Source organism: Pseudoalteromonas sp. 2CM39R, assembly GCF_023161845.1.
Genome location: NZ_JALNTM010000021.1, coordinates 25,028 through 39,853, shown reverse-complemented (window position 1 = coordinate 39,853; position 14,826 = coordinate 25,028). Strand labels below are relative to the sequence as shown.

Annotated in this window: 14 protein-coding genes; 10 read left to right on the top strand and 4 right to left on the bottom strand. The window is 41.4% G+C overall.

The annotated features are described in order from the left end of the window. Nucleotides 1-51 precede the first annotated feature (51 nt). The 10 genes from sfsA to mdoH all read left to right on the top strand — a co-directional run bounded on the left by sfsA (nt 52) and on the right by mdoH (nt 10,494). A complete protein-coding gene (gene sfsA, locus MTF66_RS31025) occupies nt 52-771 on the top strand; it encodes a DNA/RNA nuclease SfsA (RefSeq protein ID WP_248529606.1) in 720 nt (239 codons plus the stop codon). A gap of 252 nt (nt 772-1,023) precedes the next feature. Next, nucleotides 1,024-1,467, top strand: coding sequence for an RNA polymerase-binding protein DksA (gene dksA, locus MTF66_RS31020; RefSeq protein WP_058585746.1), 444 nt, complete (start codon nt 1,024-1,026; stop codon nt 1,465-1,467). A gap of 20 nt (nt 1,468-1,487) precedes the next feature. After that, nucleotides 1,488-2,432, top strand: a complete 945-nt coding sequence (gluQRS, locus tag MTF66_RS31015) for a tRNA glutamyl-Q(34) synthetase GluQRS (RefSeq protein ID WP_248529564.1) — start codon at nt 1,488-1,490, stop codon at nt 2,430-2,432. 292 nt (nt 2,433-2,724) lie between these two features. Beyond that, nucleotides 2,725-4,011: a polynucleotide adenylyltransferase PcnB gene (pcnB, locus tag MTF66_RS31010; protein ID WP_248529605.1), complete on the top strand. Its 1,287-nt coding sequence runs from the start codon at nt 2,725-2,727 to the stop codon at nt 4,009-4,011. Between the two features lie 2 nt (nt 4,012-4,013). Then, nucleotides 4,014-4,502, top strand: coding sequence for a 2-amino-4-hydroxy-6-hydroxymethyldihydropteridine diphosphokinase (folK, locus tag MTF66_RS31005; protein WP_248529563.1), 489 nt, complete (start codon nt 4,014-4,016; stop codon nt 4,500-4,502). A 29-nt stretch (nt 4,503-4,531) separates the two neighbouring features. After that, nucleotides 4,532-5,326 carry a 3-methyl-2-oxobutanoate hydroxymethyltransferase gene (panB, locus tag MTF66_RS31000; protein WP_248529562.1) on the top strand — a complete coding sequence of 265 codons (795 nt, stop codon included), beginning with the start codon at nt 4,532-4,534 and terminating at the stop codon, nt 5,324-5,326. Continuing rightward, on the top strand, nt 5,327-6,178 hold the full coding sequence (panC, locus tag MTF66_RS30995) for a pantoate--beta-alanine ligase (RefSeq protein ID WP_248529561.1): 852 nt from the start codon (nt 5,327-5,329) through the stop codon (nt 6,176-6,178). 57 nt (nt 6,179-6,235) lie between these two features. Then, nucleotides 6,236-6,475 (top strand): hypothetical protein, encoded by a 240-nt coding sequence (locus MTF66_RS30990; protein ID WP_058585751.1) that lies wholly within the window; start codon nt 6,236-6,238, stop codon nt 6,473-6,475. A 346-nt stretch (nt 6,476-6,821) separates the two neighbouring features. After that, on the top strand, nt 6,822-8,540 hold the full coding sequence (locus MTF66_RS30985; protein ID WP_248529560.1) for a glucan biosynthesis protein: 1,719 nt from the start codon (nt 6,822-6,824) through the stop codon (nt 8,538-8,540). Next, entirely contained in the window at nt 8,512-10,494 is a 1,983-nt protein-coding gene (mdoH, locus tag MTF66_RS30980) for a glucans biosynthesis glucosyltransferase MdoH (RefSeq protein WP_248529559.1), read from the top strand. The genes MTF66_RS30985 and mdoH overlap by 29 nt, the downstream gene beginning before the upstream one ends. Before the next feature lie 52 nt (nt 10,495-10,546). Here the strand turns inward: mdoH and MTF66_RS30975 are convergent, their stop codons facing one another. From MTF66_RS30975 to MTF66_RS30960, 4 genes are all read right to left on the bottom strand, one after another. Then, nucleotides 10,547-11,515, bottom strand: coding sequence for a PstS family phosphate ABC transporter substrate-binding protein (locus MTF66_RS30975; protein ID WP_054560880.1), 969 nt, complete (start codon nt 11,513-11,515; stop codon nt 10,547-10,549). A gap of 91 nt (nt 11,516-11,606) precedes the next feature. After that, nucleotides 11,607-12,938, bottom strand: coding sequence for a phosphate regulon sensor histidine kinase PhoR (phoR, locus tag MTF66_RS30970; protein WP_248529558.1), 1,332 nt, complete (start codon nt 12,936-12,938; stop codon nt 11,607-11,609). A 56-nt stretch (nt 12,939-12,994) separates the two neighbouring features. Then, nucleotides 12,995-13,684, bottom strand: a complete 690-nt coding sequence (gene phoB, locus MTF66_RS30965; protein ID WP_054551169.1) for a phosphate regulon transcriptional regulator PhoB — start codon at nt 13,682-13,684, stop codon at nt 12,995-12,997. A 146-nt stretch (nt 13,685-13,830) separates the two neighbouring features. Continuing rightward, entirely contained in the window at nt 13,831-14,781 is a 951-nt protein-coding gene (locus MTF66_RS30960; RefSeq protein ID WP_248529557.1) for a porin, read from the bottom strand. Nucleotides 14,782-14,826 lie beyond the last annotated feature (45 nt).

The window sequence follows — 14,826 nt, the reverse complement described above, 5'->3', positions numbered from 1 at the left end:
AATCCTCGTAATGAATCACTTACAATAAAGAAAAACGAATTTATAAAAGCCATGAAGTTTACTCCCGCATTACAAACAGCTACCTTAATTAAACGCTACAAACGTTTTTTAGCCGACTTAAAAACTGCCGATGGCGCAGAGTTTACAGCTCACTGTGCTAATACCGGCAAAATGACGGGCTGTGCAGAGCCTGGGTTTAAAGCTTTTTATTCAACCAGTGATAATGCTAAACGTAAGTTCCCTCAATCCTTGCAATTAACTCAGAACCAATTCGATCACTTAATATGTGTTAATACCGCGATTGCAAACAAAGTTGTGCAAGAAGCCTTAAATGCAGGCGCGATTGCAGAACTTGTTGACTATCAAACAATTGCTGCAGAAGTAAAATACGGCCAAGAAAATAGCCGTATCGACTTTTTATTAACAGATAAACATAAACCCCATTGCTATGTAGAAGTAAAATCTGTGACATTGCTTTCGCAAACAGAACCACAATCTGGGCAAGGGTATTTTCCGGATGCAAAAACTGAGCGAGGCCAAAAACATCTGCGAGAGCTAATAGAGATGGTGCAACAAGGGCATCGTGCAGTGCTATTTTTTGCAGTTTTACATGAAGGTATCAATCAAGTGAGTGCGGCAAAACATATCGACTCAAAATACGCCAAACTTTTAACTGAAGCTATAGATAATGGTGTTGAAGTGATTGCTTATAAAGCAAAAATTTCGGCAGAAGAAATTAAGTTGCAAGAAAAATGTGATTTTCTGAACTAAGCTACTCTTTTACTAAAACGACAATAAAAGCACTATTTTAGTTGTATTATTTTTTTTTGCCCATATAACTTAGCAAATTTAAAAAATTTATGGATAGTTAAGGGCTTACAAAACCGCCCATAATTATTTGAGCAATCATTAGCGCAAGGTCAAGAGGATTAATTAAAAATAAATTTGCCTCAGTCTAATGATTCTGCTATTTATAGCCGCCGGCTAATGCTGGGCAAAATATTAAGGATTTAGGAGAAAGTTATGCCAGACCAAAAAAGACTAGGGTTATTGGCTCAGGCCGGGTTGGAACCATATCAAGAACAGCCAGGTGAAGAGTATATGAATGAAGCACAACGTGCTCATTTTAAAAAAATTTTAGAAGCTTGGCGTAACGATTTACGTAACGAAGTAGACCGTACTAAATCGCACATGCAAGACGAAGCAGCTAACTTTCCAGATCCAGTAGACCGTGCAGCACAAGAAGAAGAGTTCTCACTAGAACTTCGTACTCGTGACCGCGAGCGTAAACTGATCAAGAAAATTGAGAAAACGATTCTATTAATCAAAGAAGATGAGTTTGGTTTCTGTGAATCGTGTGGTATCGAAATTGGTATTCGCCGCTTAGAAGCACGTCCTACAGCTGATTTATGTGTAGACTGTAAAACGCTTGCAGAAATTAAAGAAAAGCAATCTGGACGCGGTTAATTACATCCTTTAATTAGCCCATGTCTACCACAGCCGTTATCACGCCATTGCGTGAGTATCGAGGCCGCTTTGCGCCATCCCCTTCAGGGCCATTACATTTTGGCTCACTTATAGCGGCTGTGGGTAGCTTCCTTGATGCAAAAGCCAATCAAGGAAAATGGTTAGTACGCATTGAAGATATCGATACAACACGTGTTATATCCGGTGCTAGCGACGATATATTACATACCTTAGAGGCTTACGGCCTGCACTGGGACGAGCCTGTCATATACCAAACCCAGCGTCATGAGCAATACCAAGCCATTGTTGACGAGTTAATTTCGCAAAACCTTGTTTATGCATGTCATTGCACGCGCAAAGAAATTAAAGCAATCGGTGGAATATACCAAGGCCACTGCCGGTATAAAAACCACGCTTTAACTGATTCAGCGCTACGTTTAACTCAGCAATTTGCAACCAGTCACTACCATGATTTAATTCAAGGTGAAGTGTATGTTGATAGCCAACTTGCCAAAGAAGATTACCTAATAAAACGCAGCGATGGTTTATTTGCTTACCAACTGGTCGTAGTCGCCGATGATATTGCACAAGGTATTACAAGAGTCGTTCGCGGAGCTGATTTACTCGAACCGACGGCTCGACAACTCAGTTTGTTTAAGCAACTAAATAAACCGGCCCCAGAATACGCCCACCTTCCTTTAGCGGTAGCTAAACCTGGTTTTAAGCTATCAAAGCAAAATTACGCTCCGGCTATAGCAAAATCAGATCCAAAGCCTGCGTTGTTCGATGCCTTGCGCTTTTTAGGCTTAAAGCCAGAAAGCTCACTTTTATCGTTAAATATCGATCAGATGTTAGCATGGGCTATTGAAACTTACCGCCTTGAACACATACCAAAGGTGCAAGAAATACAAGTTAGCGAGGATCCAAACTCTCCTTTTTGTAACTTTGTTACTATTGAAAAATAAATTGCCAATTTTAAAGGCCGAGTAACTTAATTTTTCAGCCCTGCTGGTATATGATAGCGACCCAAAGTGTGCGAATCATCAACACCTTAATTTAGCGCCATTTAAAACACACTGATTACACGTCAATCTCACATCGGCGAAGTATCAAACAAACGCTATACTTGATGAGTCGCAAAGTCCGCGTCGTAGGAGACAGATTATTATTTCTAAGCTTTTTCAATTTTGTCGGCAGATTATTGGCCCAAATGCCACGACATCAAGTGATGCTTTGCCAACGAGCGAGTTACCTTTGGTGATCGAGCGCAGTGAACATGGTATTTCGCGCAAACAATTTAGCCCAAATGCAATCAAAGTATTGTACCGCCTTAAAGAAGGTGGTTTTGATGCCTACCTTGTAGGTGGTTGTATTCGAGATATATTGTTAGGCCAACAACCAAAAGACTTCGACGTTGTAACAAACGCAACCCCTGAGCAAATCAAAAAGCTATTTCGTAACTGTCGCCTAATTGGTCGCCGTTTTCGTTTAGCCCATATCGTGTTTGGTCGAGAAATTATTGAAGTGGCGACCATGCGTGGCCATCACGAAGCTGAAGAAAGCAAAAATCAAATTAGTCAATCAAGTGAACACGGCCAACTCCTGCGCGACAATGTCTATGGCAGTATCGAAGAAGATGCCGAGCGCCGCGACTTTTCGATTAATGCACTTTACTACTCAATTAACGATTTTTGTATTTATGACTATGCCAATGGCATTAGCGCGATAAAAGCAAAACAAATTGAGCTAATTGGCGACCCAGAAACACGTTACCGTGAAGACCCTGTGCGTATGTTACGTGCAGTGCGTTTTGCCACTAAACTCGGAATGAGCATTGCACCTGGCACCGAAAAGCCAATTAAAGGCCTTGCTAATTTACTTGATCATATTCCGCCTGCTCGTTTATTCGAAGAATCACTTAAGTTGTTTTTAAACGGCAAAGCTGAAGAAAACTACTTAATGCTACGCCAGTATGGTTTATTCAAAGCATTATTTCCTGCGCTTGATAAAATCTTAGATGCCAACCCTGAAGGCTTTGAGCATACGTTTATCCTGCAAATGTTTAAAAACACCGATAAACGTATTAATGCTGATAAAAAAGTCACCCCAGCCTTTATTTTTGCAGCCTTATTGTGGTTCCCATTGCAGAGCATTGCGAAGAAGTTACAACAACGCGACCAACTTTCAGAGTACGATGCATTTGCACAAGCGATGAACAAAGTGCTGAGTGAAAACGCGCAACATGTAGCAGTACCAAAACGCTTCACTTTGGGTGCACGTGATATTTGGCATATTCAGCAACGCCTTGATAAACGAGGTGGTCAGCGCGCTTATAGGCTCACTCAACAGCCTCGCTTCAAAGCCGCTTATGATTTCTTATTACTGCGTGTGCAAGCTGGCGAAGAGCAGCAAAAAGAGCTTGCTGATTGGTGGACAACCTACCTAAGCCAAGACATCAATGGCCAAAAAGAGATGGTTAAAAACTTAGGACACCAAGGTGGCCCTAAGCGCCGTCGTCGCCCACGCAAGAAAAAAGTAGACTAAGTATGTATACCGTTTATTTAGGTTTAGGTGCCAACTTAAACACACCACGTAAACAAATTCATGCTGCTGTCACTGCCCTAAAAGCATTAAAAGATGTTGAGTTTGTTTGTGTATCACATGATTACGCAAGCAAACCAATGGGGCCACAAGATCAACCCGATTATGTAAATGCGGTGGCATGTGTTAAAACTGCTCTTGAACCAGAGCAGTTGCTTGATTTAACTCAAGCCATTGAACTTAAGCATGGCCGTGTTAGAAAAGAAGAACGCTGGGGTCCGCGTACCCTTGATATAGATATTTTATTGTTCGGTAATGACGTGATAAACACTCCTCGCTTAACAGTGCCTCATTATGGACTAACAGAGCGAGAGTTTGTTGTTTATCCCTTGTTGGAAATTGCACCAACACTTGTACTACCGAATAATCAATCACTTGCTGATATAACAAAAACGTTGCCTTTAAACGATTTACAACAACTCCCTCAGCAGTAATCAACCAAGGCTAAGCCTTAGAGGAAATTATGTCTAAAATCACCGTTTCAACCTTGAATAAAATGAAACAAGAACAACAAAAAATCACCGCATTAACGGCCTACGATGCCAGTTTTGCAAAATTGTTTCATGATAATGGCGTCGAGGTGATTTTAGTCGGTGACTCACTAGGCATGGTATTGCAAGGTGCTGATGACACATTAGCAGTAACCAACACAGATATTGCTTATCATACACGTTGTGTGCGTGCGGGTAGCCGCGAATTATTTGTGATTGCTGATTTACCATTTATGACCTATGCCAACCCAACTGATGCCTGTAAAAATGCAGCAGAGCTTATGCGTGCTGGGGCAAACATGATAAAGCTTGAAGGTGGCGAATGGCTACACGACAGCATTCGTGCAATGACCCAACAAGGTATTCCAGTATGTGGTCACCTGGGCCTCACACCTCAGTCTGTTCATGTATTTGGCGGTTTCAAAATTCAAGGTCGTGAGCAATCTCAAGCCGATAAAATGGTGAGCGATGCGAAAGCCCTTGAAGCGGCAGGTGCACAGTTACTTGTTTTAGAATGTATTCCAAGCGAGCTTGCTAAACGCATTACTGATGAACTGAGCATTCCTACCATTGGTATTGGTGCAGGTAATCAAACTGATGGGCAAATCTTAGTAATGCACGACCTAGTTGGTATTTCGGCAGGCTATATTCCTAAGTTTTCAAAGAACTTTTTATTAGAAACCGGCAATATGCCAGCAGCAGTGCAAAAGTATTGTGAAGATGTAAAAAGTGGTGCTTTCCCAAGTACCGAACACGAGTTTAAATAAATGCAATCAATCACTGAAATCAAATCGTTACGCAGCCAAATCAAAGCTTGGCGTCAAGCGGGCCTGAGCATCGCGCTAGTGCCTACCATGGGCAATTTACACCAAGGTCACTTTTCACTTGTTGAAAAAGCCAAAACATTGGCTGACAAAGTGGTTGTGAGTATCTTTGTGAACCCGATGCAATTCGGTGCCAATGAAGATCTTGATAGTTACCCGCGTACACTAAACGAAGATAAACAAGGTTTAGCAGATCTTGGTACTGATATCGTGTTTACCCCATCCGTTGAAACGATTTACCCAAATGGTTTGGGCGAGCAAAGCTTTGTCGATGTACCGGGTGTTTCTATGGGTTACTGTGGAGGCTCGCGTCCTGGTCACTTCAAAGGCGTTGCAACCGTTGTCACTAAGCTATTTAATTTAGTACAACCTGACTTTGCTTGTTTTGGTGAAAAAGATTTTCAGCAGCTACAGGTTATTAAAACCATGACGCGCGACCTATCTATTCCAGTTGAAATTATTGGCGTACCTACTTGCCGCGAAATCTCTGGTTTAGCAATGAGCTCTCGTAATGGCTATTTATCTGATGAGCAAAAAGACACCGCAAAAGTACTGTTTGCTACACTAAATAATACTGCAACTGCACTTAAACAAGGCAGCGCAGACATTGCAGCACTTGAGGAAGATGCAAAAGTACAGCTTGAAAAGGCTGGACTAAAACCTGACTATTATTCGATTGCTGAACGCTCAACACTAAAACCAGCCACCGCGGCTGATAAACAACTTGTTATTTTAGCTGCTGCTTATTTGGGCTCAGTACGATTAATTGACAATTTACAAGTTGAGCTGGATTAAATAGCAACAATCTGGGTAAGATGGATTGCAAAGAAAAGACATAAACTAGGGATAAGCATGAAAAAACTACCAGCAATTGCAGCAACATTGTTTGCTATGACATTACTGTCTGCCTGCTCAAGCAAAATTGACAACCCAGAAATGCAGCAATGTGCTCAGCAAAACTATCAATGCGAAGCAAGCTGTGAACAACAAAGCACTGCTGATGGCTTAGTTCATAAAGTCTGTAGCAACAAGTGCATTGAAGCTTACAACCAATGTAAAGCTAATGCAGAAAAATTAGGTGAAGTTAAATAAAAACGACTCGCTTTTTAAGGCACTGAAAACCTATTCGGTGCCTGCACTCCCCCTCCCGATTACAATTTCGCTTTCACAATTAAGCCTCTGGTAATTTTGTTCATATTTTTGTTTATCCTTTAAGCTATTCATATTAGGGCAAGCTTTCGTTCATTAAACTTCTCCATATTGGTGACGAATAAACAACTGCAACTGTGTAATTGTTTCTCACTAATTTCAAAATTTTACTCTTCGCATTTAGCTGCACCAACTCAAAGCCATTGAGATTATTAGTTTTTATTTTGGGTCCAGCAATTGCTATGAGATATGAAAGAATTAACGTGATTTACGGCTAAAGGAAAATTGAATGAAACCAGAAACCCGAATTAAGCTCTTCAGCGCTATTAAAAAGAAGACCTTCTTGGGCGTATTATTAGCCATGAGCGCAGGTCATAGTTACGCAGTTGAAGACCCAGAGCAGCCAAAAGCAACTGAAACAGAACAAACAGCCGCAGAGGTTCAAGCATCCGAAAATGAAAAACAGCAAGTAAAGGATACTGCTGCTGTTGAGCTTAAGCCTGCAATGATCACGATTCCAGAAGAAAAGCTATTTGAAGTTATTACTGCACGTGCGAAAAAATTAGCCTCTGAGCCGTATATAGCTCCTAAAGAGTTAGAGCTTGAAGCATTAACTAGCATTGGTTATCAGGACTACCGTGCGATTCGTTTTCGTACTGAGCAAGCAATTTGGAAAGATCAAAGCCTTTATGAGGTGCAGTTATTTCACCCAGGTTTCTTATATCGCTCACCGGTTGCAATTAATACTCTTGAGCAAAATGCCGAAGTAAAAAGTTTACCTTTTAAAACGGATTACTATCGTTACGATGCAACCGCTGCACCATTAGAGCAAGAGATCAGTACTGCTATTGCCAATACGCAACTTGGCCATGCTGGCTTTCGTCTGCATTTCCCACTGAATAACAATGAGTACAAAGACGAAGTGGCGGTGTTCCAAGGTGCTTCGTACTTTCGTTTAGTTGGCCCGCATCAAGTATATGGTCTGTCAGCTCGAGGTCTTGCAGTTGATACAGCACTGAGCTCAGGCGAAGAATTTCCTGTATTTAAAGAGTTCTGGTTAGTAAAACCTGCACCTGAAGATACTACCATCGTGCTTTATGCATTATTAGATAGCCCTTCAGTGTCGGGAGCCTATCGCTTTGAACTAACACCTTCTACTAACACTGAAGTAAAAACCGAGATGCAAATTTTTGCCCGTAAAGACATTAAAAAGCTTGGTATAGCCCCGCTAACAAGTATGTTTTACCACGGTGAAAATAGTACTAAGTTTTTTGATGATTACCGCCCTGAAGTACATGATTCTGATGGCCTATTAATGCAATCAGAACAAGGTCAATGGATTTGGCGTGCACTCAATAACCCGAAGAAATTGAGCGTGACTTCGTTTAGCTACGAGAACCCTAAAGGCTTTGGTTTAGCACAGCGAGATCGAGATTTTAATAACTACCTTGATACCGAAGCGCATTATCATAACCGTCCGAGCATGTGGATAGAGCCAGAGGGTGATTGGGGTAAAGGGCGTGTTGAGTTAGTAGAGATCCCAACAGATACCGAAACTAACGACAATATTGTTAGCTACTGGGTGCCAGAGCAGCCAATGAAAGCTGGTGACAGCTTAAGTTTTAGTTACAAGCTGTCGACTTTCAATGCCACGCTTGCAACTCAAGATAAAGCGAGTGTGTTAAGAACCCGAATTGGTAGCGCTGCATTACCTGGTGAAGACAATCCACCACCAAAAAGCCACCGCCAATTTACCGTTGACTTTAGTGGCGAAACGATTAATCAACTATCAGCTAATTTTGCCATGCAGGCGGATCTTACACTCTCAGCTGGGAAAATAAGCGATAAAACGGTACAGCAGTTACCAAACAATCAAGGATGGCGCGTAGCATTTAAAGTGGCGCCAGAGGGAGATAAGCCTGTTGATATGCGCTTATTGTTAAAACTACGTGATAAAGAAATCAGCGAGGTATGGAGCTATGTCTGGTATCCAAACGACGTCCAATAGTAAAGCATTAAAGGCAACAGCAATGCCATTTAAGAAAACCCGCGCTTGGCTTTTTTCGAGCCTAGCACTTGCCATCACCGCCTATGGCGTGTGGATCATGTTCGATATTTTAAATTCTAACGGCATGACACCGCTTGAGTACGCTTTACTGGCATTATTTACAGTTACCTTCGCGTGGATTGTTACAGCCTTTTGTAGTGGCTGTATGGGCTTCATCCTGCAATTATTTCGTATTGACCCGTTGACCTTAAAACGTCAAAAGCCAATCGAGATTAATCAGCATGCCTTGAGCCAAACTAAAACTGCCATTGTTATGCCTATCTACAACGAAGATACAGAGCGTGTCATCGCCGGTTTTGAAGTAAGTTTACGCTCGCTGGCTAAAACAGGGCAAATGCCACATTACGACTTTTACTTGCTAAGTGATACGCAAGACCCTGAAATTGCACGTAATGAACTTAAAGCGTGGAATGCACTTACTGAGCGCTTAGGTGATTTAGCAAAGCATACTTTTTATCGTCGCCGTGAAGATAATAAACACCGTAAAGTGGGTAACTTAACTGATTTTTGTGAACGTTGGGGTAGCCAGTACGATCACATGATTGTGCTTGATGCCGATAGCATAATGACAGGTCAATGTATGCTTGAACTGACTTCTAGCATGATCAGCAACCCAAAATCAGGTTTGATCCAAACGATCCCTATTCCAGTTCGCCAAGACACGTTTTTTGGTCGCTTTTTACAGTTTGCATCAATTTTATATAGCCCAATGTTGGCAACTGGTTCTGCTTTTTGGCAAACAAACCAAGCAAACTACTGGGGCCACAATGCGATTATTCGCGTTGAAGCATTCACAAAGTGCTGCGGCCTACCTGTTCTAAAAGGCAATGCCCCATTTGGTGGTGAGATCTTAAGTCATGACTTTGTAGAAGCTTCTCTGCTACACCGCAGTGGTTGGGATGTATTACTGCTTAGCGATGTTGAAGGCAGTTACGAAGAAGTACCAAGTAACATTCTCGATTACGCGATTCGTGATAGACGCTGGGTGCAAGGTAATATCCAGCATTTAGGTTTACTGCCTAAATCAGGTCTTAAGCTAATGAGTAAAATGCACTTTTTATTTGGTGCCACAGCGTATATTTCATCGTTGATTTGGTTATCTATGTTGGCATTAAGTACCTTAGATGCAGTAACTCGTGCACTTAATAGCGACGTGTACTTTAACCATGCTTATCAACTTTTCCCAACCTGGCAAATAGCCAAAACGGATTTAATTGATTCGCTGTTATTTATTACTGCTGTATTGTTGTTACTGCCTAAATTGATGGGTGTTATTGTGACTTTAGTACATCGTAATAAAGCCTTTGGCGGTACGATGAAGTTAATTGCCGGTTCACTCATCGAAACTATTTTTGCGATTGTGATTGCTCCTTTAATGATGGTGTTTCATAGCTATTTTGTCGTGTGCGTATTTTTAGGTAAAAAAGTTAGCTGGGATGCACAGCCTCGAGAAGGCAGAATGGTGCCGTGGAAAGAAGCGATTGGTTATACGTTATTTTCGACTATTACCGCGATTATTTGGGGCTCAGTTGCCTACTACTACACACCGACTTTCTTTTGGTGGTTATCACCTATTTTAGTAGGCCTTATTTTAGCAGCGCCAATTGTACGCTATTCAAGCAGCATCGGCTTAGGTGTGAAAATGCGTGAAATGGGTTTATTTTTATGCCCAAGTGAAGTTGAAAACGATGATACCTTAGCGGCACTTCGTGTACATGAACAAGAAATTGGCTTGCCAAAAGATGAGCACGCCGACTTTAGTGTGCCTGCACTACCTAATGAATTCCAAACGGTAATGCCTATTCAAAGCTTTAAGGCACCCTCGGGTAAAAAGCGCAAGCAAGTACGTATTGCTCAGCAACGCATAAAGGCAAAATTATTTGCCAAAAGCTAAACGAAAAAAAACCGCTCAATGAGCGGTTTTTTCATCTATGTCTGTATGGTTGTTACAGAAGGCCTAGCTTTTTAAGTTCAGCCATTGCCATTTTGCCTGAAAGTGGCACATAACCATCTTTCTCAACAATTTTTTGACCGTCTACAGAAAGAACCATTTTTAAGAACTCTGCATCGATTGGTGAAAGCGGCTTGTTAGGGTGCTTGTTCACATAAACGTATAAGAAACGAGATAGTGGGTATTTACCTGTTGCTACGTTTTCTAATGTTGCATCAACAAAGTTGTCGCCTTTCTTAGAAAGTGGAACTGTGCGTACACCTGATGTTTTATAACCGATACCTGAGTAGCCAATCGCGTTCACTGAAGAAGAGATTGACTGTACTACAGATGCAGAACCAGGTTGTTCGTTTACGTTGTTACGGAAGTCACCTTTACAAAGTGCTTTCTTCTTGAAGTAACCGTAAGTACCTGATACTGAGTTACGACCGTAAAGCTGGATATCTTTTGCAGCCCAATCACCCTCAAGACCTACTTCGCTCCAACGATTAACTTGTTCACTTGCACCACATTTACGTGTAGAAGAGAAAATCGCATCAACTTGGTCAATACGTAAACCTTTGATTGGGTTATCTTTGTGTACGAATACAGCTAGAGCATCGATTGCAACGCGTACTTCAGTAGGCTTATAGCCGTAACGCTTTTCGAATGCTTCGATTTCTTTTGACTTCATACGACGGCTCATTGGGCCGAAGTTTGCTGTACCTTCAGTTAATGCTGGAGGAGCAGTTGAAGAACCCGCTGCTTGGATTTGAATATTTACGTTTGGATAGAAGCGTTTGTACTCTTCTGCCCAGAACGTCATCATGTTTGCAAGAGTGTCAGAACCTACAGATGAGAAGTTACCAGAGATACCACTTGTTTTAGTGTACTCAGGCATATCTTTATCAACTGCAGCTGCTTGTGCTGATACAAATGTTGTTACAGCCACACCCATTGCGGCAACGAGATTTTTGAATTTCATAGGGGTTACTCCGATTTGTTCGTCCCATTTCCTAACTGCGGTCTACTCTAATGACACTAGATGACAGTTAGATTACTCTTAAATGACATTTTTATGACTTTGCAGTTTTTTCAATTTTTTCTGCAATACGCACGACTTTTTCGCTACCAAATGCAAACGCAAAGGTCGAGCCTTGTCCTAACTTACTGCTGATATCTAAACGACTATCATGCCTTGTAAGTACATGTTTTGTAATTGCTAAACCTAGCCCAGACCCACCTGTCGTACGGCTACGAGCTTTATCGACACGATAAAAACGCTCGGTTAAACGGTTAATATGCTCTGCGGCAATACCATCACCATTATCGGTCACACTAAATGCGGCTTGGTTATCTTTAAGTTGCCAATCAACCACAATCTTGCCTCCTGGCTTGGTGTAATGAATGGCATTAAAAACAAGGTTAGAAAAGGCACTACGTAATTCGTCTTCGGCCCCTTTAATATCTAAACTCGTATCAACATTAAATATAAGCTCATGGCCTTTGTCCTGGTTCAATGACTGTGCTTCGGTTTGAATATAGGTAAGTAGCTGCGGCACATTGACAGGCTTATCGTTATCTTGACGACGTGCCCCTTCAATACGCGACAACGACAGTAATTGATTGACCAAGCTATCCATACGCTTACATTGCTCGAGCATGGTTGTTTGCGCTTTTTGCCACATTGCAGGAGGTGGTAAGCTACCTGAATCAAGCATTTCTAAGTAACCGGTTACCACAGTAAGCGGTGTTCTCAGCTCATGTGAAACATTGGCCACAAAGTCTTTACGCATCTGCTCAAGTTGCTTTAAGCGAGTAACATCACGCACCACCATCATCAACTGTGAACTTGCATAGGGCATAACACGAAACTCTAAGGTTTGATCGTAGCTGTGGCCACCATCAAGCTCGAGCGGTTCATCGAAACAGGCTTTATGCATGTACTTTGCGAACTTAGGATCGCGAATAAGATTATCTAAGCGTTGCCCATGATCGGTAGGCCACTGTAACCCTAAAACTTTTAAAGCCAATTGGTTACACCAAATGATGCTAAGATCTTTTTGTAATACGACAACCGCATCAGGTACAGCCTCGGCGCCATCACGAAAGCGGCGTATTAAATCAGCCAATTCATTGCGTTTTTTACGGTTGCGATGTTGTAAATGATAGATCCCTTCAAAGACTTGCTCCCAGGCTCCCTCCCCTTCGGGTGGGTTAAAACTACGTTGATTCAGAAGCCAATCGCTGAGGCGATATAATTGATGATAATGCCAAATTAAAAGTGCAAAAGAGCCTAAAAATAAAAGCAAAAAAGGCGCACCTACAAGTACGCCAACTAATAACAAGGGTAAGAAATACATAAACAGGCGTTTTGCTAACGCCTGTTTATTCACTACTCGATACATACACTCACTTTACCTTAAGTATGTAAATTAGCTTGTTAAGGTCATTGCTATGACACTTATAATTTACTTGAAAAACGATAGCCTGCACCGCGAACGGTTTGCACTAAACGGTCATGCCCTAATGGTGCAATCGCTTTACGTAGACGACGAATATGTACATCAACAGTACGGTCTTCTACATATACATTTGTTCCCCATACATGATCAAGTAATTGTTCACGGCTGTAAACACGTTCAGGATGCGTCATGAAGAAATGTAGTAATCTAAATTCAGTAGGCCCCATATCTAATTCACTACCTTCTGATGTTACACGGTGTGAGATTGGGTCAAGGCGTAAGCCATGAACTTCAATGGCTTCTTCTAATGAGGTTGGTGAAACACGGCGAATAACCGCTTTAATGCGCGCCATTAATTCTTTAGGAGAAAATGGTTTGGTTACGTAATCATCAGCACCTACTTCAAGGCCGCGTACTTTGTCTTCTTCTTCACCGCGAGCAGTCAGCATAATGATAGGGATCTGACGAGTATATTCGTTTTGCTTAAATTTCTTAGCAATTTGAATACCGCTACCACCAGGTAACATCCAATCTAATAAAACCATATCTGGGTATGGTTCAACCATAGCTTCAATCGCAGAGTCATAATCTTCTGCTTCAATTGCTTGAAAACCATTTTGCTCTAAAACAAAAACCAGCATCTCTCTGATAGGCGCTTCGTCATCGACGACTAGTACTTTACGTGACATTCCAATTTATCTCTTTCGTTAGCGAACTGGTTTCATTATTATGACTAAGTATGACATTTTTATGAAAGTCTAACGAGTAATTGAAAAAGCGCAAAAGAATCAATGCAAAAATAGCTATTTTTTACGCTTAAATAGTAAATTTCGGATTAAAAGTCATACCTTAAAGTGACTGCAAGATGATCTTCATCATCATTATTATCTAGTGAAAATTGCGTATACCACATATACATACGTGCTTGTTTTGACAGGCTTCGTTCAACCCCAATAGAAGTACCACTCCCTGAATCTTTCAACTTACCAAAGCTGCCATCAGTATCTTGGTATTGCGCCAATAATTTATATTTATCGATTTTGTAAGATGCGCTCACTAAAAAGCCATCTTCTTTATCGGAACCTGTAACTTTTTCGCTTTGTTGATACATACCGCCTAAGGTTAAATCGCCTAATTTACCTTGCGCCGTAAACCGCGTTGTATCATAACCGGCTACTTTACTGTCGTGGGCAACACTAACAAAGTAAGGCGTTTTCTTAAATTTACTATCACCATACATAAATGCCGCAGAAACACCGGTTTCTTCATCCTGTTTGGAGTTATCTTCAGCAATGTAAGTGACCACAAATTGCATATTGCCGACAATTGGCGAACTATAATGAACCACATCGCCAAGGCGATTTTCACCATTGAACAAAGCTTTAACATCACCATTAAAGTCGTTCATTAAATCAACCTTACCTTGCGATTTTTTTAACGCGGTATCGTGTCGACCAAGTACTACCTGCCCATAACTGCCTTGTAGACCAACATATTGATTACGAGCGGTAATATTCTCTTCTGTTTTACCATCGCTATCTTGATCAGCCGCATTTACTGCAAATTCAAACTTATATACGGCTTTTAAACCATCACTTATTTCACCGCTGCCTTTGATCCCCATACGTGAGTTATAGCTCTCAATAGAAGTTTCATTACCATCGCCAGTGTCGCTATTAGCAACCCCTAAATGGGCCCGACCATACACATCTACAGCTTCGGCAGCACTATGAAAAGAAATAATGCACATTGCAAAGCTCGACAACATCATGGCAGGTTTATTCATGGTAGCGATCCTCAATTTAAGCAATAACTTAAAAATCGAACATAA

What these genes read in the sequence shown, in the direction of transcription:
- sfsA (WP_248529606.1), top strand. Translation starts at nt 52, where the DNA reads ATGAAGTTTACTCCCGCATTACAAACAGCTACCTTAATTAAACGCTAC.
- dksA (WP_058585746.1), top strand. Translation starts at nt 1,024, where the DNA reads ATGCCAGACCAAAAAAGACTAGGGTTATTGGCTCAGGCCGGGTTGGAA.
- gluQRS (WP_248529564.1), top strand. Translation starts at nt 1,488, where the DNA reads ATGTCTACCACAGCCGTTATCACGCCATTGCGTGAGTATCGAGGCCGC.
- folK (WP_248529563.1), top strand. Translation starts at nt 4,014, where the DNA reads ATGTATACCGTTTATTTAGGTTTAGGTGCCAACTTAAACACACCACGT.
- panB (WP_248529562.1), top strand. Translation starts at nt 4,532, where the DNA reads ATGTCTAAAATCACCGTTTCAACCTTGAATAAAATGAAACAAGAACAA.
- panC (WP_248529561.1), top strand. Translation starts at nt 5,327, where the DNA reads ATGCAATCAATCACTGAAATCAAATCGTTACGCAGCCAAATCAAAGCT.
- MTF66_RS30990 (WP_058585751.1), top strand. Translation starts at nt 6,236, where the DNA reads ATGAAAAAACTACCAGCAATTGCAGCAACATTGTTTGCTATGACATTA.
- MTF66_RS30985 (WP_248529560.1), top strand. Translation starts at nt 6,822, where the DNA reads ATGAAACCAGAAACCCGAATTAAGCTCTTCAGCGCTATTAAAAAGAAG.
- mdoH (WP_248529559.1), top strand. Translation starts at nt 8,512, where the DNA reads ATGTCTGGTATCCAAACGACGTCCAATAGTAAAGCATTAAAGGCAACA.
- MTF66_RS30975 (WP_054560880.1), bottom strand. Translation starts at nt 11,515, where the DNA reads ATGAAATTCAAAAATCTCGTTGCCGCAATGGGTGTGGCTGTAACAACA.
- phoR (WP_248529558.1), bottom strand. Translation starts at nt 12,938, where the DNA reads ATGTATCGAGTAGTGAATAAACAGGCGTTAGCAAAACGCCTGTTTATG.
- phoB (WP_054551169.1), bottom strand. Translation starts at nt 13,684, where the DNA reads ATGTCACGTAAAGTACTAGTCGTCGATGACGAAGCGCCTATCAGAGAG.
- MTF66_RS30960 (WP_248529557.1), bottom strand. Translation starts at nt 14,781, where the DNA reads ATGAATAAACCTGCCATGATGTTGTCGAGCTTTGCAATGTGCATTATT.